Raw genomic sequence first — 19,034 nt, 5'->3', positions numbered from 1 at the left:
CATGTGCGGAATCTGGATTTCGGTCGGCCTCGCGCCGGATGAGAAGTATCTCGACGTTATCGCGCACCGCGGGCCCGACGGCCACGGCTTGAAGGTGTTCGAGATCGGAGGTCACCCGATCACGCTCGGACATAACCGCCTCGCGATCATCGATACGAGCTCCGCCGGCTTGCAGCCGATGCCGTTCGCCGACGAGCGCTACTGGCTTGTCTTCAACGGTGAGATCTACAACTACCGAGAGCTGCGCGTCGAACTCGAAGCCAAGGGCGTCGTGTTCCACAGCCACTCGGACAGCGAGGTGCTCGTCGCCGCCTACGCCGAGTGGGGCGAGGCGTGCCTCGATCGCTTCGTCGGCATGTTCGCGTTCGCGATCCTCGATCGCGCCACGCGCAAGCTGTTCCTCGCGCGCGACCGGTTCGGCATCAAGCCGCTGTACTACGCATCGACGAAGGCGGGTCTCGCCTTCGGGTCGGAAATCAAGCAGTTGCTCGAGGTGCCGGCTCTCTCGCGGCGCGGCAATGTCGCCCGCCTGTTCGACTTCGTGTCGACCGGCATGACCGACCACACCAACGAGACGCTGTTCGCCGACGTGTTCCAGCTGCGCGGCGGCGAGAAGCTCACGCTCGACCTGGAGACCTTCGTGCCCGGCCGGCCCATTGCGCCGCAGCGCTGGTATCGGCTGCCCGAGCCCGGCAGCATCGTGCACGATGCGAACACAGCGGCGGAGTGTTTCCGCGAACTGCTCGACACGTCGGTCGGCCTGCACCTTCGTTCGGACGTGCCCGTCGGTTCGTGTCTGTCAGGCGGCCTCGACAGCTCGGCGATCGTGAGCCTCGCGTCGCGGCGTCTCGGGAGCGAGCCTGGCGGCGGCCACATGCATACGGTCAGCGCGTGCTATGCGGAAAAGCGCGTCGACGAGCGCCCGTTCATGGAGGCGGTCGTCGAGAAATGGGGTAGCCGTCCGTATTACATCTACCCGCGCTACGAGGATGCATTCAAGCTCGCCGAGAAGATCACCTGGCACCAGGACGAGCCCTACGGCAGCACGAGTATCTTCGCGCAGTGGAGCGTATTCAGCGAGGCGCGCGCGCATGGCGTTACCGTCATGCTCGACGGGCAGGGTGCCGACGAGCAGCTCGCGGGTTACCACGGCGGCTACTCGTACTACATGAACATGCTGCTCGACCAGCGGCGCTACGGCGAACTGCTGTCCACGCTGCGCGAGCGCCAGCGCGACTTCGGGGTCCCGATCAAGGAGCAGTTGCGCGCTTTGTTCGGGCCGCGCCTGCCGTATCGGGTGCGCGGCTGGCTGTTGCGGCAAGCCGCGACCGTCACCGGCAGCGGGCCCAACTGGCTGGATTCGGAAGCGTTCGCAACGCTCAAGCCGCTCAAGGGAGCGTTTCAGACGGCGCTCGACCAAGACGGCCTGCCGCCCGTCACGGACATCGGCGGCCTGTGTCAGGCGATGGTTCAGGCGACCAACCTGCCGATGCTGCTCAAATACGAAGATCGCAACAGCATGGCGCACAGCATCGAGGCGCGTGTGCCGTTTCTCGATCATCGACTAGTCGAGTTCACGATCGGCTTGGGCAGCGAGCATAAGATGCGCGGCAGCGAGACCAAGTCGGTTCTGCGCCGCGCGATGCGCGGCATCATGCCGGACATGATTTGCGATCGGCGCGACAAGCTCGGCTTCACGACACCGGAGGAGGAATGGTTCCGCGGGCCGCTGCGCGGCGCAATCGTCGACGGGATGGAGGAGACGCTGCGTCGTTTCCCCACTCTGTTGAACGTCGAGGGCACGCGCCGCCGGGTCAATGACGCGCTGGAAGGCCGTGGCCCGGTTGACTTCACGCTGTGGCGTATCGTCAACCTCGGGATTTGGAGCAAGGTGTTCGGTGTGACTGTGTGACGCGATTCGCTTCATGTGGGGGGCCGCGCGCGTCAGCGCTGCGCCTCCGCACCGCGCATATCGCGATGAGCCTGGAGCTGCTGGTATCCTGACCGCGTCATCCAACATGCGCTCTTATTGGTGGCATGCCCCATGCGTCGTGTCCCTTGGAAGGCTCGCGGTCTTCGGCGTCCAGCGCTTCGATCCCTCGCACCTGAAGGCGTTGAGCCTGCTCCCTTTGGGCACGATTCCTTATCCGGTCGGCGTCGAATGGAGCCTCGTCTATGAAGTCCTCTTCTACGTCGTGATCGCGGTGCTGGCCGCGGCAGCGCGTTGGTACCTTTCGACGCTTCGAGTCAACTTCATCCATGCCTAACTACGACAACTGGCTACATGCCTGGCCTGCCGTTCTTCTCCTTGCCGTGGTCGCGGCGCTTGCCTGTGCCGCGATTCTCGGGGTGCTTTTGACAACGGGACTGGCCTGGCGTCTCGCCACCGATATCCCGAACGATCGCTCGCTGCACGTGCGCCCGACGCCGCGGGTGGGCGGATGGGGCATTGTTCCGGTATGCATCGCGGCGATCGCCTTGGCCGCGCCCGGGCTGTGGCTGGTGGCCGCGTGTGCGCTCTTTCTTGCCGCCGTTTCGCAAATCGACGACCGGCGAGGCTTGCCGGCGCGAGTTCGCTTTGCCGCGCATTTTGCCGCGGTCGTCGTATTGATCGCGGCCTACCCGGCGGCAACGCCCTGGTGGGCGCTTGTCTGCATTGCCTTTCTGATGTTGTGGCTGGTCAATCTTTACAACTTCATGGACGGCGCCGACGGTCTGGCTGGCGGCATGGCGTTGTTCGGGTTCGGCGGCTATGCGCTGGCCGCGTTGACGAGCACGCATCCTGCCCCCGAATTGGCTCTGGCCTGTGCAGCCGTGGTCGGGGCTGCGGCAGGCTTTCTGTTCTTCAACTACCACCCGGCCCGGATTTTTCTCGGGGATGCCGGCTCGATCCCTTTGGGGTTTCTTGCGGGAGCCCTCGGCTATTGGGGCTGGCGCGCCGGTGCATGGCCGATCTGGTTTCCTGCGATGGCGTTTGCGCCCTTCATCGGCGACGCGTCGGTCACCCTCGTGCGGCGTCTCGCCCGCGGAGAAAAATTTTGGCAAGCGCATCGGGAGCATTACTATCAACGGATGGTTCGCTCCGGTATGGGGCACGCGCGAACTGCGCAATGCTGGTATGTCGTGATGCTCACGGGCATAATGCTTGCTTTGTGGGCGCTGAACCGTTCCGAAGCCTTTCAATGGGGTCTCGTAGCGGTATGGGTTGTCATACTCGTGCTGATCGGCGCCGCAATCGATCTTCGCTGGCGTCGTTTTCAAATAACAGTTTCTGAACAACCTGAGGTGTGACGCCGATGCTTCGACACAAAGCCTCGTGGCTGTCGTTCAGTGCTTTCCTTTTCGATCTATGTGCCGTATTGGGCACATGGCTCGTCGCTTATCTAATTCGATTCAATGGCGCCATTCCGGACGATTTCTGGCATGGCGCGCTGTACGCGCTGATCTGGGTGCTGCCGCTTTACGGCCTGATGTTCCGCGTTTTCGGCTTGTATCGCGGCATGTGGGTCTTCGCGAGCCTCCCCGATTTGATGCGCATTTCCAAGTCGGTCCTCGCGGGCGGGGTGGTGGTCATGGTCGCCGCCGTGATGGTGCAGCCGCTGCCCGTCGTCCCGCGTTCGGTCCTGATCGTTTCCCCGATCCTGCTGTTCCTCGTCATGGGCGGCGCACGCGCGCTCTATCGCGCAACGAAAGAGTTCTACCTGTACGGCGGCCTCGTCGGCCAAGGCAAGCCCGTGATCGTCCTCGGCGCCGGCAACGCCGGTGCAAGCCTCGCCCGCGAACTCGCCCGTTCCGGCGAATGGCGCCTGGTCGGTCTCCTCGACGACGACCCCGCCAAACAACGCCGCGAAATCTACGGCCACAAAGTGCTCGGCCCGATCAGCGATCTCTCGCGCTGGGCCACGGCGCTGCGCGCCGAACACGCGATCATCGCGATTCCGTCGGCCTCGGTGGAGGCGCAGCGGCGCGTCGCCACTCTGTGCGTGCGCGCCGGCGTGCACGCGATGGTGCTGCCCGCGCTCACCACGCTCACGCAAGGCCAGGCGTTCCTGTCCCGCGTGCGCCAGATCGACCTCGAAGACCTGCTCGGGCGCGATCCCGTCAAGATCGACATGCCGCACGTCGAAGCGCTGTTGCGCGGCCGCGTCGTGATGGTGACGGGTGCCGGTGGTTCGATCGGCTCGGAGTTGTGCCGTCAGATCCTGCGGTTCGCGCCGGCGCAACTGGTGGCCTACGACCTTTCCGAATTTGCGATGTACCGGCTCACCGAGGAACTGCAGGACCGCTTCCCCGATTTGTCGGTAGTCCCGATCATCGGCGACACGAAAGACTCTCTGCTGCTCGATCAAGCGATGTCGCGCTATGTGCCGCACATTGTCTTCCATGCGGCGGCCTACAAGCACGTGCCGCTGATGGAGGAACTCAATGCGTGGCAGGCGGTACGCAATAACGTGCTCGGCACTTATCGTGTTGCGCGCGCGGCGATCCGGCACAACGTCAAGCACTTCGTGCTGATTTCCACCGACAAGGCCGTCAACCCCACCAACGTGATGGGCGCGAGCAAGCGCTTGGCGGAAATGGCCTGCCAGGCTTTGCAGCAGACCAGCGGACATACGCAGTTCGAAACCGTGCGCTTCGGCAACGTGCTCGGCAGCGCGGGCAGCGTGATCCCGAAGTTCCAGCAGCAAATCGGCAAGGGCGGCCCCGTCACGGTCACGCATCCGGAAATCACGCGCTTCTTCATGACGATCCCCGAGGCGTCGCAACTGGTGCTTCAGGCATCGAGCATGGGGCACGGCGGCGAGATCTTCATTCTCGACATGGGCCGTCCGGTGCGGATCGTCGATCTGGCACGCGACCTGATTCGCCTCTACGGCTACACCGAGGAACAGATTCGTATCGTGTTCACGGGGCTCCGTCCGGGCGAGAAGCTCTACGAAGAGCTGCTCGCCGATGATGAAACGACCACCCGCACGCCGCATCCGAAGCTGCGCATCGCGCGGGCTCGCGAGGTGCCGAACCACCTGCTCGACGAACTGCTGCCGTGGCTGCTGCAGCATCGCGTCTTGTCCGACGACGAAGTGCGCCGCGATCTGCGGCGCTGGGTGCCGGAATATCAATCCACGGTGGCGCCGGTGTTGCAGAGCGTGCCATCGGCGGCCGCACGCTAACGAACTAAAACTAGACGCATGAAGCGATCACCATTGCCCCATCGCGCGGCCGAATTTCGACGTGACGCCGCCAGCCAGCGCGGACTCGTGCTCTTTACCGAGAGCTCGCGCAACATGGGCGGCCAGGAATGGCAGCTTCTCCAGCAGATTCAGGCGTTGCGTGCATCGGGAATGGAAAGCATCCTTGCATGCCGCCCCGATAGCCTGATTGCGCTTGCGGCCCAAAAGGCCTCCGTCGAGACGTTGTCGTTGCCGTTTCGCAATAGCGTGAACCCCGCCACGCTGTTCGGACTGCATAACTTTCTCAAGTCGAGGCGGCCGGTGGCGTGCGTTTGCCACAGCGGACACGACACCAACAATCTGTCGATCGCCGCGCGAACGCTGCAGCGCCGGCCGCGGTTGATCCGCTCGCGCACCTACCACCCCGGGCGAGCCTCCTCGTGGACGTACAACCATTTTGTCGACGCAACGGTGGTGCCGAGCGAGCACCTGCGCCGGCAGATCCTGACGAACCAACGCATCGCGCCTCACCGCGTCAGGACTGTCTATCCGGGTGTCGATTTTGGCGGCCTGGATGCCGAACTGGATTGCCCGCTGCCCACCGAGCTGCAGCGATGGATCGATGCCGGGGAGGGTCCGCTGCTGGTTCAGGTGGGCATGTTCCGCAGGGAGAAGGGCCATCACGTGGCTTTGGAGGCGATAGCGATGGCGCGCCGGCATCTGCCGAACCTGCGATACGTCGCTGCGGGCAGCGGCCCCATGGAGGCGGAGATTCGAGCGCAGATCGGCGTTTTGGGCCTAGGGTCGTCGGTTTGGGTCGGCGAGGTTCGTCCCGTTGCTCCGTTGCTGAAGCGGGCGGACTTGTTGTTGATGCCGTCTTTGGCCGAGCCGCTCGGCATGGCGCAAATCGAAGCGCTCGGACTGGGCGTCCCGGTGATCGCAAGCGACGTCGACGGCATTCCCGAGACCGTGTCCCATCTGGAGACCGGCATGCTTGTGCCGCCAGCCGACGTGCCGAAATGGGCCGAGTCCATCGAACACGCGCTGACGCATCCGGAGACGATGCGCCTGATGGCCGATTGCGGCCAAGCTGACGTGCGCAGCCGCTTTTCGGTCGAACTGAACACGTCGACGTTGCTTGGCCTCATGGCGCACCACCGCTAAAGCCGGGTCCGTGCTCCGGCCCTTGTCTGGAATAAGGCCTGCGTAGCGCGAGGCAGCCGCGAACCGCTACGGCCGATGGTGATGGCCTTTGCGAAACACGAGCCACCGCGGCGACTTGAACCGCACGATGCTGACGTAGAGCCACACATACGTCACGGCAAACACCACGACGAAGCCGAAGAGGTGCACCGTGTGCCGCCAGAACAGCGTCGCCGGAATCACCGCGATCAGGCAGAGCAGCCACAGATACGGCGACGTCATCGAGTTGCGCCGTGTGAGCTCGTGCGCGGTGCGCACCCCCACCGCCCAGCGCATCAGCCGCTTATAGACGAGCATGTGCAGATGCACGCCGTCCGGAATCCCCGGCGACATCCCGCGGATGAACTTCTTCCGGTAGATCGAAAAGCAGGTCTCGAAGATCGGGTACATGAAGAGCAGCACCGGATACCACGCGGACACGTCGCGATGCCGCATCACGAGCAGAATCGACAGCTCGGCGAGCATGAAGCCGATGAAGTAAGCCCCGCCGTCGCCGAGAAAGATCAGGCCGGCCGGGAAGTTCCAGATGAAAAAGCCCATCACGGCGCCCATCATGATGAACGACGCGGATAGCACGATCGGGTCGTGGACCTGGAATGCCACGTAGGCGAGCGACGCGAACATCATGAACGCGACCATCGAGGCGAGGCCGTTGAAGCCGTCGATGATGTTGATCGCGTTCGCAAGCGCGGCCACGGCGAGCACTGTCACGGCGCACGAAATGACCGCGTATGACAGCAGAAAATCGAGCGGCGGCACGCTGATGCGGGTGACGGCGATATGGAGCGCGAAATAGGCGAGGGCGGCGGCGCCCATCGTGCAGACGAGGCGTGCAAGAGGCGAAACACGCTTCGTCAGGTCCTCGATGAGGCCCGACGCGAAAGCCGGAATGCCGCAAGCGATGAGCCCGAGAATGCCGCTGGACACGGCTGGATAGTTTGGGTGCAACTCTACCGCGCCGACGACGAGCCCGGCCAGGATGCCGACCCCTCCCACGCGCGGCACCGGCCGGGCGTGGAATTTCTGCACGCCGGCGAGATCGGTATCGGTCGAGAACTTTTCGTGCAGATGCGCGTAGCGCACGATCAACAGCGTGATCAGCAGCGAAACGAGAAAACCAAGCGCGAAGCTAAGCATGGAAGTGGCCTGAAGACGGACGCCGAATTATACAAATGAATCGGAGCCGCCCGTCCGGCCGCACTGCTACGTCGAGATTGGCGAAATCAGGTAAATCCGCGATACGGGATCAACCGATATACGAGACGCCCCGTTGAGTTGATGAATCAAAGCGCCTCTTGACGGGAGGTTCGTGGACTGCAACCCGGGGGCTGGCAAGCCCCGGACACGGACGCAACGTCAGAGGGTTGTCAGCAACCTCAACTGGTGCTCGGTCTCGTTCCCATGAATGAGCGCGTAGAACCGCGTTTCCCGGCGCTCAACGACCGAAATGGCTTCCAAGCTGGAAAAGTCATTCCACGTTTCGTCCTCGATACATGCGGACGTTCCCCGGGTTCTCGCGAATGCCCGCAAAAGGGAGCTCGCCTCGCGGCGGAGCACGAGGCGGTGGGCATTCAAAACATAAGGTGGCCAGCCGGTGCGCAAGACGAGGTAGTACGGAATGGCATCGTGGTCGTTTTGCATGGGCGGCTCTGCCTGTGTACGAGATCCTGTGCTAAAGCCACCTGCTCGGGCTGCCTGCGACGTGGCTCGCTGAACGTTCACTGCGAACGAGGAGGGCTGCCAATCCGGGCCTGTGGGACAAACGGGTTCAGAGGTCGTCCACCAACGCATTCGAAAGGCATATCCGACTATACACGCTATATCTGCCCGAAGCCGGCGCATTCCGAGTCATCGGCAGATTGATCCGCCAGTAGTCATCCGGCCAGAACAGGCGCATAATGGCGGCTTGCCCAAGCGGTGTGCCCGCAAACCGTCAAGGCTCTACGGCCTCGCCACCGCGAAAGTCGCGGGTTTCTCCGCGCACCTGACTCCAACGCAGGGTCAGCGTGTTTCCATCAATCGCTCCACCAGGTTTGATCCGCTGACCAGCGCGGCGGGCCACAGAGACTGTCCTCCGGCCGGAGACACCTGCTTTGTCCGTGACGCAGCGGCTCGCGGGAACCAACAGGACAACGCTGAATGCGCGACTCAGTGCGAGAGCACCTGAGCGGTGGCTGAATGCGGGAAACGCGGGCATTGCCTCAATTGCGCTGTTTCCAGCAATCCGTGCGTGCGTTCGATGCTGCAACGCTCGCAACTCCCTTTCCCATGCGCTCGCGATGAACGACGATGCGCCAATTGATCAGGACCTTGAATGGCAAAAGAAGAGCTACTCGAACTCGACGGTATCGTGGACGAAGTCCTGCCGGACAGCCGCTACCGTGTCACGCTCGACAATGGCGTGGTGGTCGGCGCCTACGCGTCCGGCCGCATTCGCAAGAATCATATCCGCATCCTCGCAGGCGACCGCGTAACACTCGAGCTTTCCGTCTACGACCTGACCAAGGGGCGAATCAATTTTCGCCACAAGGACGAGCGGAGCGCTGGTGCGACGAACCGGCCGGCATTTCGTCGTCGTTGAAACAGCTGCGCGAATAGATCGCTGGCGGCCGCCGGATCGCTCATGCACATGGGCGCGGCGAATTTCAGCCGTCGGTCGAACGCTCGAAAACCGGCTTTGCGCGTCGGTCAGCCTCCGTCATTCCGCGTGGCCGTCCTTGGGACGAATCGCGGTATCTCTGCCGCTCGTAGCCGCAAGTGATCCTGCTCGATAACAGGTCACATTTGCGCCTCTTGCGGAACGCGTCGGCGAGTTAAATCGGACAGCGCCGCGCGAGGTAGCGGTGGCGGGTCGCACACGCCGGTCTGATAGGCACAGCTTCGATATCCTGCGACGTATTCGACGCGAGATTCGGGCAGAACATTCGCTGTACAAAATCGGCAAAGGGCGTAGCATCAATTTGCTGACTGACTCGCGACCGATTCCAGCGCCTCTCCTGGCGTGTCCCCCCTGAACGTGATCGGGCCTCTCATTGAAGACCGCGCAACGCGGCCGATCGTGTGAGCACCGCCGATACGGTTTCTCACCTACTTCCCCCATTTTGCCGCCTAAGCGCAGCGCGAGGGTCATGCCATGACAACTGGATTCCGTCTCTACCGGGGGCTGGAAGTTTATCCGCTGGTCTACCCCCACCGGGCAACCGAGCCCGGCTACGGACATAACTACGACGATGGATTTGACGCTGCCGTGCGCATCCAGGAGCCTCAGGGCGCGACGGGCGTCTCTCGCAGCCGTGTTTTCAGGCTCCCCGCAGACAGGCCTTTCCAGAACGCGGGCGATGCGCGTCGAGCATCAACCGCGTATGCGGAGCGTCTGATCGATACATGTCCGCAAGACACGACTTTCCTCGATCAGGAATGCTGATTTACTCATCGCGCTACGCCGGTCCGCGCGCGAATTCGGGATGCCAAGCTGCGAATCCGACCAGGAGGCGGGCCAGATCATGGCGCTCCTGAAGGCCTGACATGGCTGTCAGCAACGAAACATTCCGCGACGGCAACGCGTCGCGCGGCAACTGAACGAGGAAAGCATATGCAGTTCAATTCAACCAGATTCCGCATCGACCCAACGCCGCGCAGGGCCGACGGAGAATTCATGGCACACGCAAGAATCAGTACCCGTCGTGCGGACGGCAGCGAGTTCGACATTCATCTGAGTGGCGACCTCGCCGGCTTCGACGTGCGTGACGATGCCATTGCCTATGCGAAAAACTGGGCGCAGGAATGGCTCGACGCCCGCTTCGGTTGAAGATCTGATGCGGGAGGGCGGTCTAACTCTCGGTCAAGGTCATCAGAATGTCGGCATACCATGCGCTATTGAGCCCGAGCGATTCGTCGACGTGGAGATCTCTGCTGCCCATATCGATGCTTGACGAATGGACGCCCAAAAGCGTCCACGGCAGATTACAGGGTGTTCCCTCACTCGCTGCGGCGCTCATCACGACAGGCGCGCCGCTGGTCCCACGGTGGGTTCGCGCATCCGTGATAAAACATCCTTTGCCCTGAAAGCGCAGGCCGAATGCCGACGCCAGCACACCTTGCCGAACGACGGGCAGGTGATGCAGCGAGTCGTGAAAGCCTAGCGGAAATCCGACGATCAGCAACGACGCACCGATCGGCATCACGTCGCTCGGGCGGGGCAGGTGCTCAGGACCAAATACGCAAAAGGTCGCGCCTGGTGGCAAGGCGTCTCTAGTGATCTCGACGACACCCACATCGATATCGCCCCCAGTATCCGAACCCTGGTGCCAAAGAGCGCGCCCCGCGGCGTATAAAGGTATCGAGAACCATTTGGATGCGCCGAGGTTCTCGATGTCGACATGAAATTCAATCTCCAGCCGGTCGGGAAAATGGCGACTCGGCTCGTCGATAAGGACATGGCGACTGGTGACGAGATAGAGCCGCTCGTCGCGCTCGAAAAAGAAGCCGCTCGCATTCGTCAGCTGGCGTTGCTGTGCGAACGTACAGACGCGTGTGGCGGTGAGGAGCAGCGCATCCGCGGCCATCTTGCGCCCGGAATCTGGCCCGCTCTCTTGTCGTGCAGGAGGCGATCGCCCAACCCCGCAGGAAGAACTGGCGGATTTGCCACGAGGGATCAGTTGAGCGACGAGATCGAGCAAGGCCTCGTGCTCCGGCCCGAACCGGTTCGATGTCAGGAACTGGCTGACTGGGAGTTCAGACACGACTCCCCCCGACGCCGCGTTGGGCACATGACGGACGACGGGCACTCCGTTATCGCCGCGGCGCAGGAACCAGCTGTCGGCGTTGGAACTGCGATAGAGTTCGAGCAAGTCTTCTGCCACGTCAGTCTCCTCTTTGCAGCCGGCCTTCGTCAGGAGAGCGCCCTTGGGCACGCGCGTCTCATTGACCCTTGGTCATGCGGTGTCCTCTTGAGGCGTCGTTGGCGAGATCGCGATGAACGGAGCGTCTGACCGCGCGTCGCCGATGTCGCGACACCGCGCCTTGTCTTCCTTGCGGTGTCCGTTCGCGCATATCGGCGCTGGTCGTCTGGATGCGGGGCGGTCGCCGTCGTGAACTCGCGGCGGGAATGGCTGCACCTGCAGCAGAGGCGCATGATGCTTGAAGGGCTAAACTGCCGGCCCCGCACGCGGGACCGGCAGATGATGCAGATTACAGCGGCAGATTACAGCGGGGTGATGTTCGAGGCTTGCAGGCCCTTGGGGCCCTTCTTCGTCTCATAGCTGACTTTTTGATTTTCAGCGAGGGTCTTGAAGCCATCGCTGCGAATTTCTGAGAAGTGCGCGAACAGGTCATCGCCGCCTTTGTCGGGCGTGATAAAGCCAAAACCCTTGCTGTCGTTAAACCACTTAACGGTACCGGTATCCATGAAGATCCCCTGAAAGTAAACGAATGTATGCGCCCCGATTTGGACGCACGATAAAGAATCAAGGAGGGAAAGGACAACGAATACCGCACTCTGCGGTGAATGATGAGCAGCAATCGCGCTTCTTGAAGACTTCAGCGACGAAGGCTACGCTTCGTTAGGCAAACCGTCAAGCTCTAGATCAGGGTGTCCAGCGATAAACGATGACGCTGGTCCCGTTGTAGTTGTCCTTCGTGATCACGTACTCCCCGGTCGACCGGCGGTACGATCTAAGGCCGTACATCGAATCCACGTCATTGCCGACGTACACGGTGTTGGGGGTGCTGTTGATCAACGTGGTGTCCAGGCTGCCCGTGGTCAGATTGAAGGCATCGATGTTGGGCACCGTGTGTACGTATCCGACGAAGAGATAGTTGCCGGCCGCCGCGATCGACTTGGGATTGGCGCTGGTGAGGTTGATCACCGGATTAGGAACGGTCGTGTTGCCTGCGAGCCAGCCGTGATACACCTCGATCCGCGTTCCGATCGACGTCCAGTCGGTGCTCCCGGCAACGCCCTGTGCCAGGATCATCGTGTCGCTTTCCGGCAGGTAGATGATCCGCGTCAATGGCGTGATCGTGCCCGGAATGGGCGTTGCAATTCCTGCTCCCCAACTCGGATGGCCGTTGGCATCGAAGCCGTTCAGCGGGTAGTGCCAGATGGCATTCGTCTTGTCCAAACCGGCCCAGACGTCCCCTTTGCTGTCTAGGCTGAATCCGTCCCTGACCGGTGCGGTCGTATTGAACGCCGTACCTGGAAGCGTGGCGTCCGGTATTGCGATGTAACCATTCGCAGCATTGAAGTGGAAGAAGTAGAAGGTATCGGGATTCTGGCCGGACGCCACGAGGATCCGGTTGGCGCCGACGGTGGCAAGTTGACCGAAGTGCTCATCCCGTGAGCGATCGTTGATGTTGATGCGTGGATCGGATGGATAGTCGATCGGATCGACCGTGTTCGCTACGAAGGTTCCCCCAGCGGAGCCGGTGTAGATATTGGTGCCTCCATAGAAGTATGCGCCGTCAGTGCTCGGGTCCGGAGCGGCGCCCCCTTCGAAGTTGAGAGACTGAAGCTTCCATTGCAGGTGGCCAAAACTGTCGTAGGCGTGAATGTCGGTGCCGCCGTCGCGGCCGAGGTCCCAGCTTCCGCCCCACGGGTTGTTGAGCACGTACAGGTTGCCGGCGGCGTCTTTGCCGATGCCGGTGACGCGGGTAAAACGCTTATCGCCGACCTGGCCCTTGATCCCCATTGTCGTATCGAGATATCCCCCCTGAATGCCAAAGGTACCGACCAGAAATGGAATGCCCAAGATGTTATAGATCTTGATGTTCATGTCGGGGCCCTCGTCGCCGATCATGAGACGCCCGGTCGACGAGTCGAAATACAGCGAGGACGGTCGAGAGGCGACGGACATCTGGATGGTATTCACGAGCACGCCGGCCGGATTGAATTCGAGGATCGCGCCCGCACTTTTCTGCGCAACCCAAATGTTTCCTGCGCTGTCCACCGCGAGCGCGCCAGGGCCTGAGACGGCGATATCCTGCCGCCAGACGCCGTCGGTGGTGTAGACGCGGACGCGATTTCCAGGAAAGTCGCTCGCATAGAGGAGCGGGCCCGACGTCGCGAGCCCCGTGATGACATCAGCCCGCTGCTCAGTCGTTGTTGCGCTGATCGAGATGAGAAAGTCGCGAGTTTGAGTGGTTCGGTTGTACCGCCCCACCGTGCCGCTGCCGTAAGCGGTATTGAATTGCAGAGCGGCGAAGATCGAAGTTGCATTACCCGTAATGGCGCCGCCCTGAAATTCGCTGTGACCTCCTATGGACCCTAGGCTTTGGCCGTTCTGGTATATCGCGACACCGCCTTCGTTTTCGTCCCACATGGAAGCCGTGTAGATGACGCCCTCGGGCGCTATCCACATGGAGCGCGCGACGCTACCCACGCGGGTGGCGTTGGTCCCAAACGTGTTCGCCACCCAGTCGGTGGCGTACTGTGCCTGGCACTCCGGCGCAAGCGTAGCGATCAGCAGTGCGGCGAGGAACGTGGAATAGATTCGTTTCATGATCGTGAAGCGTGCCCTCCTGAGGCACCTGAATTCGGGGATTGCGGTTTGGCCTACGCTCGCAGCGTTGACGACCTGATGGGCTTGACATGGGGACCGAGTGATGGTTTCTGCGGCTGCCTTCCTTGTCGCGTCTGTCCAACTCGACGCTGCGTTCGAGCGGTATATCGGCGAGGTGGGGAAAAGGTTGAGCTGTTCGCGTTGCCAGTACGGGCAAACGCGCTAGACCCCAGCCCGAGCAGCGCTTTCAGCCGGTCCGCGAGGTGGATGCGCGTTTGTGTGCCAACTGGCGGTTCGGGGTGACAAGCGTGGCCCGCGAGCGGGTGAATTGTCGCGAGGCGAAGGTGGGGTAAGGGGCTACCGAAGTTTGCGGCGGGAGCGTTCATATCGGCTAACCTTGCTGACTTGAATGATCAGCTCTTCTGAGGCCTGCCGCGATGCAACTTGACCTGTTCGCCGATAGCCGTGATGTCATGCTCCGCAACGATGTGCTCGACGCCTTGCAACGGCGCCATGCCGTCGATGCCCGCCAGGCCTGGGAGCGGCTGGCGCACGAGTATCCCGCCGACGACACCGTGCCGATGCTCTCGGTACTCGTCACCGCGCTCGAGGACGCGCCGAGCGCGCGCTTCGTTGACCATCCTGCGCTCGCCGAAGCCCGCCGGGTGCTGGCGGATGAGATTGCGCCGGCGGCCCGACGCCTGTTCGGCGAGCAGGCTGCCAGGGCATGGCTGGTGCCGTGCTGGCGAGCGCTCGCGCAGCGAGCCGCCGCCCTGCCATTTGACGCCGACTACAGCGACCATCACGCAACCCCAATGTGGCTGCAGGCGGGTGACTGGGACGCGGCGAAGCAGGCGGTCGAGCGGATCGCGTCGTGGCGTCGCATCCCGGCGCCGCTTGCGTGGATGACCGAGGCGTGCTATTGCGCCGATGGCCTCGACGTCGTGTGGCCGCTGCTCGCGGAACTGGCGTGGCTTGCACCCGTTCGCTGCGTGGCGCTGCTGTCCCGTCTCGGGGACGTGTCGCTGGACGCGTTGCGCAGGCAGTTCGACACGGAATTCGTCGGGACGGGCGAGACGACTGATTTCGCGTGGTTTCCGGCGTGGCTCCTCACGGTGAAGCCGGCACTGGCGGACCGCTTGCGCGAGGCACAACTGTCGCGTCACGTCGACGCCGAGCGGGCGGCGTCGTTGCTTCGGCAGATCCTGAGCCTTGAGCGTCAGGGCCGTCATCATGATCTCGTCGAGCGCCGCAAGGCGTTGCGCGATCTGCATGCCGGCCTGTACGCCGCTTACATGAAGACGCGCTGACACGGCACGGCCCGATGACGGCCCATACACGAATGCGGGGTGGAAGGCAGCCGGCTGTTGCGCGAGAGCGGGGTGATCCGGTACGGTAGAGGCCCAGACACAACAAAGGATCGGCAATGAACAAGCAGGAACTGGTGGATGCGGTCGCCGCGGCGACCGGCGAGAGCAAGGCAGCAACCAATGAGGCGATCGATGCGGTCATCGGCGCGATCATCGCCGCCGCTACGAAAGGGGACACTGTGCAGCTGATCGGCTTCGGCTCCTTTTCGACCGGCGCGCGGGCGGAACGGACCGGCCGAAATCCGGCGACGGGTCAGGAGATCACCATCCCGGCGGCAAAGACCGTGAAGTTCACCGCCGGCAAGGCGTTCAAGGACGCGGTCAATCAATAGGCTTTGCCGGGAGCCATTGCGTTTGCACGGATTGAGGGACGTTCATTCGGCTAGAACAGTTGGCTATCCAGTGGTATCAGATTCATCCACTTCACCGCGGTGCAGCGTTCGACACCGTCCGCGTGGATCGAACGGATCATCACGCGCTGACCGCGCGCTTCTCCGAGCACTTCAACAATACGATCCTGATATCGGGCAAGCGCACCGCGCACGGGCTTGCTCTTCTTTCGCTCACGGATAGAAAAAACGGTCATGGACGTGCCGGCGTTTTTGTAACGTCCCTATCATAACGAAGCAGCGCTCATCCGTGAATCCATCGGGTGATTGCCGCTTCTCTCACACCACACAGTCATGCGTCGTATCGTCGTTTGCCATTCCCCCGTTCACGGCCGAGGCGTCTTCGCGCTTGCCAATATCCGGGCCGGCACGTTGATTCTCGAATACAAAGGCGAGCTCGTCTCGTGGAAGAAGGCGCAACGGGCTTACGCACTTTCAGGCGGTGAAGAGGGCCACACCTTTTTCTTCGGCCTGGATGACGGGAGGGTAATAGACGGTGCTCGGGGAGGGAATTCTGCTCGATGGCTCAATCACAGCTGCGCACCGAACTGCGAGGCTGAACAGGTCGGCGAACGGGTATTCATCAGGACAACGCGTCCCGTCAGGAAGGGCGCGGAGCTTTTCATCGACTATCAGCTGCAGGTCGACGGCCGCCGGACCGCTGCGATCACCCGATCCTACGCGTGCCGCTGCCAGGCGGCTGGCTGTCGAGGCACGATGCTCTCCGCGGGGGACCACCGGCTACTGCGAAGCACCCCTTAGGATAGTGACATCTGCGCCTTCCGCAGGACGGCACCTCTGCGCGCGACCTGCTTCTCAATGCGGATGCTGCGATGTATGCTGCAAAGTCGAAACGGCGCGGCTTCCGGCAGCGCTATTGCGACTTGCCTGGAGCGCAACGGCTCAAGACCGCAAGCGAGAAGACGGGGGCAGACGAAAGCGCCGGGCCCTTCGATGCTGAGCAGATGCCGGCGCCGGGCACGGAGCCGGCCGCGTGATTCACGTCGGCGCCACCGGCAGGATGACTAATCCATGCACGTCCTATTCGAACCCTGGCTTGTCAACGACGCATTCGGCGACCCAGGTCTGTATGTGGACTTTCGCGACGAACGGCGCGCGCTCCTTTTCGATCTTGGCGATATCAGCAGGCTGCTGCCCCGCCAACTGATGCGTTTGTCACATGTGTTTGTTACCCATGCGCACTTGGACCATTTTTGCGGCTTCGATCACCTCTTGCGCGTGATACTCGGGCGCAAGGCTGGCATCGTCATGTTTGGCGGCCCCAACTTCCTTGAACAAATCGAACACAAGCTGCGCGCCTATACCTGGAACGTTGTGCATCGTTACGAGGTCGAGTTGGTGATCGACGCTCGCGAAATCGGCGTGGGCGGTGGCGGGCGGCGCGCACTCTTTTCAAGTCGAAGACAGTTTGCCCGCGAAGCCGGCGCGTCCTTCGAACGATCTGACGACGTGGTGCATAACGAAGCGACCTTTCGCGTGCGTGGCCGCTTTGTCGATCATGACATCCCCTGCGTTGCGTACCTGATCGAAGAGAAGGCCCGCATCGCAGTCGCGAAGGATCGGCTCGCGACACTGGGGGTGTCGGCGGGTGCGTGGCTGCGCGAACTGAAACACGCGGTGCTGACTGGCGCGCCTGACGATGCGCCGATTCAGGTGCTGTGGCGCGATCGGGATGGCGAGCACGCCATGATTCGACAGGTGGGCGAGCTACGTCACCTGATCCTCGCCGTTATTCCTGGGCAGCGCATTGGCTACGTAACAGACCTGCGCTACACGGAATCGAACGTAGAGACCCTGTCGCAGTTGATGCACGATGTGGACCTGCTTTTTATCGAGAGCGTATTTCTTGACGAGGACAAGGCGCATGGTCTGCGCAAGAACCACCTGACGGCCCGCCAGGCAGGTCTGATCGCGCGCCGCATCGGAGCCCGGGCGGTTGTGCCGTTCCACTTTTCGCCGCGTTACGAAGGACGCTCGGCAGCACTGATAGCAGAAGTGCAGGCGGCATGGTCCGGTACGTCGGCGTTGGTTGGCCAAAGTCCTGATTAGACCGGGGAAATGTCGATACCCACCGTTCGCTCAGCGAGAGGGACTTGCATGTCCACACGATATTTCATTCTGGGCGAATGTCGCCGCATGGTTGAAGTTTTTGATCCGGAGGCGTGGTCTCAATGGATGGCAGATAACGACACGGTTCTTCGACTGACGGAATTCGAGAGCCTGGGCACTAGCGTGCTGACTCGATTCGAGGGGACAGCCAGCTCGGATGGATCGAAATCACCTTATTCCACGAGCATCATCGAAGGTCGCGAGCAAAGCGTGACGATCCCGTCCGCGACGTATATTGAGGCGCTGCGGCAGCATGATCGGATGGTCGATCGTCTGTTGGCGGCGGCTAGCACGCGTAGCCGTTCATGATGTTCCGATGGCGGTGCTGGGACTTGGAATTCTTGCTGGATCTGAAATAAAAATCATGGGTGAACGGCTCGATGCTCCGCCATTTGAGTGCGGCTTGCTGCACAATGGCGGCGTGCCCTGAGGCGAAAGGCGTCGCGCGGCGCGTGTCTCGCGCGTTGCCGCCATTCCGGACAGGAACAGCGCAACGGAAACGGAGCGCTACGTTTTCCGCAAGCATGGAGAAGTGAAATGTCGATCGAATTTACGGGCCGGCGCCACGCGGTGGCGGCCGCGCGCGTTGCGTTCGAAGCGAGCGTTCAGGGCAAGGAAGTATGGTGCAGCATCTCCATGGACGCGTTGAACGACCATTTCGGTAATACGGGAACGTCTTCGCACGACCTGATCAAAGCATTCGAGGCTAATCGCAAGAGAATCGAAGACGTCGCGCGGCGCGTGCTCGAGCAAAATGGCGGCCAGTCAGTCGAACTCGAAACGCGCGATTTCGACTGAGCGGGAGCGTCGCGCCGAATGGGCTTGCCGCAGCGCATCGGAGCTAAAGTATTTGTCGAATGAATGCGCCTGGACCGCTGCAAAAAAAGAGAACAGCATCGACGGGGACCCTATGAAGCAGCTGATTGATCAAGATATCACCCATGTTGCCCGCATGATGCGGGTGTCGTTACTCGGGGACCTTGCAGGCCCGATTCTTCCTTCCTCATACTGGCGCAAACGCGTCCAGCAGCTCCGGGATGTACCGTCGCTTACGAAAGCGCAGCTTTGCGCGATAAACGACCTGCTGCTGGAGCTCGACGCGTTCGACACGGGGGTGCCTGCCGCGCCGGTGAGCACACCGCGGCTGGACGAAGCCGCTTGTCCGGAGGTGCGGCTGCCGCAAGTCCGCGCGTGATCGTGCAGTCAGGCCGGCGGCGGTCCGCAGGTCCCGTTGACGCGCCGAGTTGACGGTGTGCGTCCCGGAAACCACAA

General features: G+C 62.1%; 21 protein-coding genes and 1 pseudogene. 16 read left to right on the top strand and 6 right to left on the bottom strand.

Annotated features, from left to right (window positions below):
* Position 1: 1 nt before the first annotated feature.
* From asnB to J3489_RS18720, 5 genes are all read left to right on the top strand, one after another.
* Entirely contained in the window at positions 2-1,912 is a 1,911-nt protein-coding gene (asnB, locus tag J3489_RS18740; protein ID WP_207000474.1) for an asparagine synthase (glutamine-hydrolyzing), read from the top strand.
* Between the two features lie 139 nt (positions 1,913-2,051).
* Positions 2,052-2,267, top strand: coding sequence for a hypothetical protein (locus tag J3489_RS18735; protein ID WP_207000472.1), 216 nt, complete (start codon positions 2,052-2,054; stop codon positions 2,265-2,267).
* Positions 2,260-3,291: an MraY family glycosyltransferase gene (locus J3489_RS18730; RefSeq protein WP_207000470.1), complete on the top strand. Its 1,032-nt coding sequence runs from the start codon at positions 2,260-2,262 to the stop codon at positions 3,289-3,291. The genes J3489_RS18735 and J3489_RS18730 overlap by 8 nt, the downstream gene beginning before the upstream one ends.
* Positions 3,292-3,296: 5 nt before the next feature.
* Positions 3,297-5,171, top strand: a complete 1,875-nt coding sequence (locus tag J3489_RS18725) for a polysaccharide biosynthesis protein (RefSeq protein WP_207000468.1) — start codon at positions 3,297-3,299, stop codon at positions 5,169-5,171.
* Between the two features lie 18 nt (positions 5,172-5,189).
* Positions 5,190-6,335 (top strand): glycosyltransferase family 4 protein, encoded by a 1,146-nt coding sequence (locus J3489_RS18720; protein ID WP_207000465.1) that lies wholly within the window; start codon positions 5,190-5,192, stop codon positions 6,333-6,335.
* 66 nt (positions 6,336-6,401) lie between these two features.
* Here the strand turns inward: J3489_RS18720 and J3489_RS18715 are convergent, their stop codons facing one another.
* Together J3489_RS18715 and J3489_RS18710 are read right to left on the bottom strand one after the other, a co-directional pair.
* Positions 6,402-7,511: an MraY family glycosyltransferase gene (locus J3489_RS18715; RefSeq protein WP_207000463.1), complete on the bottom strand. Its 1,110-nt coding sequence runs from the start codon at positions 7,509-7,511 to the stop codon at positions 6,402-6,404.
* A gap of 219 nt (positions 7,512-7,730) precedes the next feature.
* Positions 7,731-8,015, bottom strand: coding sequence for a hypothetical protein (locus J3489_RS18710; protein ID WP_207000461.1), 285 nt, complete (start codon positions 8,013-8,015; stop codon positions 7,731-7,733).
* A 673-nt stretch (positions 8,016-8,688) separates the two neighbouring features.
* Here J3489_RS18710 and infA point away from each other — a divergent pair.
* The 3 genes from infA to J3489_RS18695 all read left to right on the top strand — a co-directional run bounded on the left by infA (position 8,689) and on the right by J3489_RS18695 (position 10,182).
* Positions 8,689-8,955, top strand: a complete 267-nt coding sequence (infA, locus tag J3489_RS18705) for a translation initiation factor IF-1 (protein WP_207000460.1) — start codon at positions 8,689-8,691, stop codon at positions 8,953-8,955.
* Between the two features lie 552 nt (positions 8,956-9,507).
* Positions 9,508-9,798, top strand: a complete 291-nt coding sequence (locus J3489_RS18700; RefSeq protein ID WP_207000458.1) for a hypothetical protein — start codon at positions 9,508-9,510, stop codon at positions 9,796-9,798.
* Positions 9,799-9,966: 168 nt separating this feature from the next.
* A complete protein-coding gene (locus J3489_RS18695) occupies positions 9,967-10,182 on the top strand; it encodes a hypothetical protein (protein WP_207000456.1) in 216 nt (71 codons plus the stop codon).
* Between the two features lie 22 nt (positions 10,183-10,204).
* Here the strand turns inward: J3489_RS18695 and J3489_RS18690 are convergent, their stop codons facing one another.
* From J3489_RS18690 to J3489_RS18680, 3 genes are all read right to left on the bottom strand, one after another.
* The gene (locus tag J3489_RS18690; RefSeq protein WP_309491391.1) at positions 10,205-11,236 is read right to left on the bottom strand and encodes a S1 family peptidase; all 1,032 of its coding nucleotides are present in this window, start codon (positions 11,234-11,236) and stop codon (positions 10,205-10,207) included.
* A 341-nt stretch (positions 11,237-11,577) separates the two neighbouring features.
* The gene (locus J3489_RS18685; protein WP_207000453.1) at positions 11,578-11,781 is read right to left on the bottom strand and encodes a cold-shock protein; all 204 of its coding nucleotides are present in this window, start codon (positions 11,779-11,781) and stop codon (positions 11,578-11,580) included.
* Positions 11,782-11,959: 178 nt separating this feature from the next.
* Positions 11,960-13,873, bottom strand: coding sequence for an SMP-30/gluconolactonase/LRE family protein (locus J3489_RS18680; protein WP_242540110.1), 1,914 nt, complete (start codon positions 13,871-13,873; stop codon positions 11,960-11,962).
* A 437-nt stretch (positions 13,874-14,310) separates the two neighbouring features.
* Here J3489_RS18680 and J3489_RS18675 point away from each other — a divergent pair, with 437 nt between their 5' ends.
* Positions 14,311-15,183, top strand: a complete 873-nt coding sequence (locus tag J3489_RS18675) for a hypothetical protein (protein ID WP_207000451.1) — start codon at positions 14,311-14,313, stop codon at positions 15,181-15,183.
* A gap of 113 nt (positions 15,184-15,296) precedes the next feature.
* Positions 15,297-15,575 (top strand): annotated as a pseudogene (locus J3489_RS18670) (HU family DNA-binding protein); the annotation flags it as partial.
* A 50-nt stretch (positions 15,576-15,625) separates the two neighbouring features.
* On the opposite strand, the gene J3489_RS18665 reads toward J3489_RS18670, so the two are convergent.
* Positions 15,626-15,829 carry a hypothetical protein gene (locus J3489_RS18665; protein ID WP_207000447.1) on the bottom strand — a complete coding sequence of 68 codons (204 nt, stop codon included), beginning with the start codon at positions 15,827-15,829 and terminating at the stop codon, positions 15,626-15,628.
* Positions 15,830-15,926: 97 nt separating this feature from the next.
* On the opposite strand from J3489_RS18665, the gene J3489_RS18660 reads away from it, so the two are divergent.
* The 6 genes from J3489_RS18660 (at position 15,927) to J3489_RS18635 (ending at position 18,957) form a co-directional block, all read left to right on the top strand.
* On the top strand, positions 15,927-16,394 hold the full coding sequence (locus tag J3489_RS18660; protein ID WP_207000445.1) for an SET domain-containing protein: 468 nt from the start codon (positions 15,927-15,929) through the stop codon (positions 16,392-16,394).
* A gap of 71 nt (positions 16,395-16,465) precedes the next feature.
* Positions 16,466-16,630, top strand: coding sequence for a hypothetical protein (locus J3489_RS18655; protein WP_207000443.1), 165 nt, complete (start codon positions 16,466-16,468; stop codon positions 16,628-16,630).
* A 34-nt stretch (positions 16,631-16,664) separates the two neighbouring features.
* Positions 16,665-17,702, top strand: a complete 1,038-nt coding sequence (locus J3489_RS18650; protein WP_207000441.1) for a ribonuclease Z — start codon at positions 16,665-16,667, stop codon at positions 17,700-17,702.
* A 48-nt stretch (positions 17,703-17,750) separates the two neighbouring features.
* A complete protein-coding gene (locus J3489_RS18645) occupies positions 17,751-18,071 on the top strand; it encodes a hypothetical protein (RefSeq protein ID WP_207000439.1) in 321 nt (106 codons plus the stop codon).
* Between the two features lie 228 nt (positions 18,072-18,299).
* Positions 18,300-18,560 (top strand): DUF1488 family protein, encoded by a 261-nt coding sequence (locus J3489_RS18640; protein WP_207000437.1) that lies wholly within the window; start codon positions 18,300-18,302, stop codon positions 18,558-18,560.
* Positions 18,561-18,672: 112 nt separating this feature from the next.
* A complete protein-coding gene (locus tag J3489_RS18635) occupies positions 18,673-18,957 on the top strand; it encodes a hypothetical protein (protein WP_207000435.1) in 285 nt (94 codons plus the stop codon).
* Positions 18,958-19,034 lie beyond the last annotated feature (77 nt).

The sequence above is a fragment of the Trinickia mobilis genome (genome assembly GCF_017315705.1).
GTDB lineage: Bacteria > Pseudomonadota > Gammaproteobacteria > Burkholderiales > Burkholderiaceae > Trinickia_A > Trinickia_A mobilis.
Note: the sequence above shows the minus strand (reverse complement) of the source record. Positions and strands in the feature narration are given on the sequence as shown.

Bases quoted from the DNA above. Each gene is read 5' to 3' on its own strand.
- J3489_RS18710 (WP_207000461.1), bottom strand. From the start codon at position 8,015: ATGCAAAACGACCACGATGCCATTCCGTACTACCTCGTCTTGCGCACC.
- J3489_RS18665 (WP_207000447.1), bottom strand. From the start codon at position 15,829: ATGACCGTTTTTTCTATCCGTGAGCGAAAGAAGAGCAAGCCCGTGCGC.
- infA (WP_207000460.1), top strand. From the start codon at position 8,689: ATGGCAAAAGAAGAGCTACTCGAACTCGACGGTATCGTGGACGAAGTC.
- J3489_RS18715 (WP_207000463.1), bottom strand. From the start codon at position 7,511: ATGCTTAGCTTCGCGCTTGGTTTTCTCGTTTCGCTGCTGATCACGCTG.
- J3489_RS18720 (WP_207000465.1), top strand. From the start codon at position 5,190: ATGAAGCGATCACCATTGCCCCATCGCGCGGCCGAATTTCGACGTGAC.
- J3489_RS18655 (WP_207000443.1), top strand. From the start codon at position 16,466: ATGTATGCTGCAAAGTCGAAACGGCGCGGCTTCCGGCAGCGCTATTGC.
- J3489_RS18675 (WP_207000451.1), top strand. From the start codon at position 14,311: ATGCAACTTGACCTGTTCGCCGATAGCCGTGATGTCATGCTCCGCAAC.
- J3489_RS18635 (WP_207000435.1), top strand. From the start codon at position 18,673: ATGAAGCAGCTGATTGATCAAGATATCACCCATGTTGCCCGCATGATG.
- J3489_RS18650 (WP_207000441.1), top strand. From the start codon at position 16,665: ATGCACGTCCTATTCGAACCCTGGCTTGTCAACGACGCATTCGGCGAC.
- J3489_RS18700 (WP_207000458.1), top strand. From the start codon at position 9,508: ATGACAACTGGATTCCGTCTCTACCGGGGGCTGGAAGTTTATCCGCTG.
- J3489_RS18680 (WP_242540110.1), bottom strand. From the start codon at position 13,873: ATGAAACGAATCTATTCCACGTTCCTCGCCGCACTGCTGATCGCTACG.
- J3489_RS18685 (WP_207000453.1), bottom strand. From the start codon at position 11,781: ATGGATACCGGTACCGTTAAGTGGTTTAACGACAGCAAGGGTTTTGGC.
- J3489_RS18695 (WP_207000456.1), top strand. From the start codon at position 9,967: ATGCAGTTCAATTCAACCAGATTCCGCATCGACCCAACGCCGCGCAGG.
- J3489_RS18725 (WP_207000468.1), top strand. From the start codon at position 3,297: ATGCTTCGACACAAAGCCTCGTGGCTGTCGTTCAGTGCTTTCCTTTTC.
- J3489_RS18640 (WP_207000437.1), top strand. From the start codon at position 18,300: ATGTCGATCGAATTTACGGGCCGGCGCCACGCGGTGGCGGCCGCGCGC.
- J3489_RS18660 (WP_207000445.1), top strand. From the start codon at position 15,927: ATGCGTCGTATCGTCGTTTGCCATTCCCCCGTTCACGGCCGAGGCGTC.
- J3489_RS18730 (WP_207000470.1), top strand. From the start codon at position 2,260: ATGCCTAACTACGACAACTGGCTACATGCCTGGCCTGCCGTTCTTCTC.
- J3489_RS18645 (WP_207000439.1), top strand. From the start codon at position 17,751: ATGTCCACACGATATTTCATTCTGGGCGAATGTCGCCGCATGGTTGAA.
- asnB (WP_207000474.1), top strand. From the start codon at position 2: ATGTGCGGAATCTGGATTTCGGTCGGCCTCGCGCCGGATGAGAAGTAT.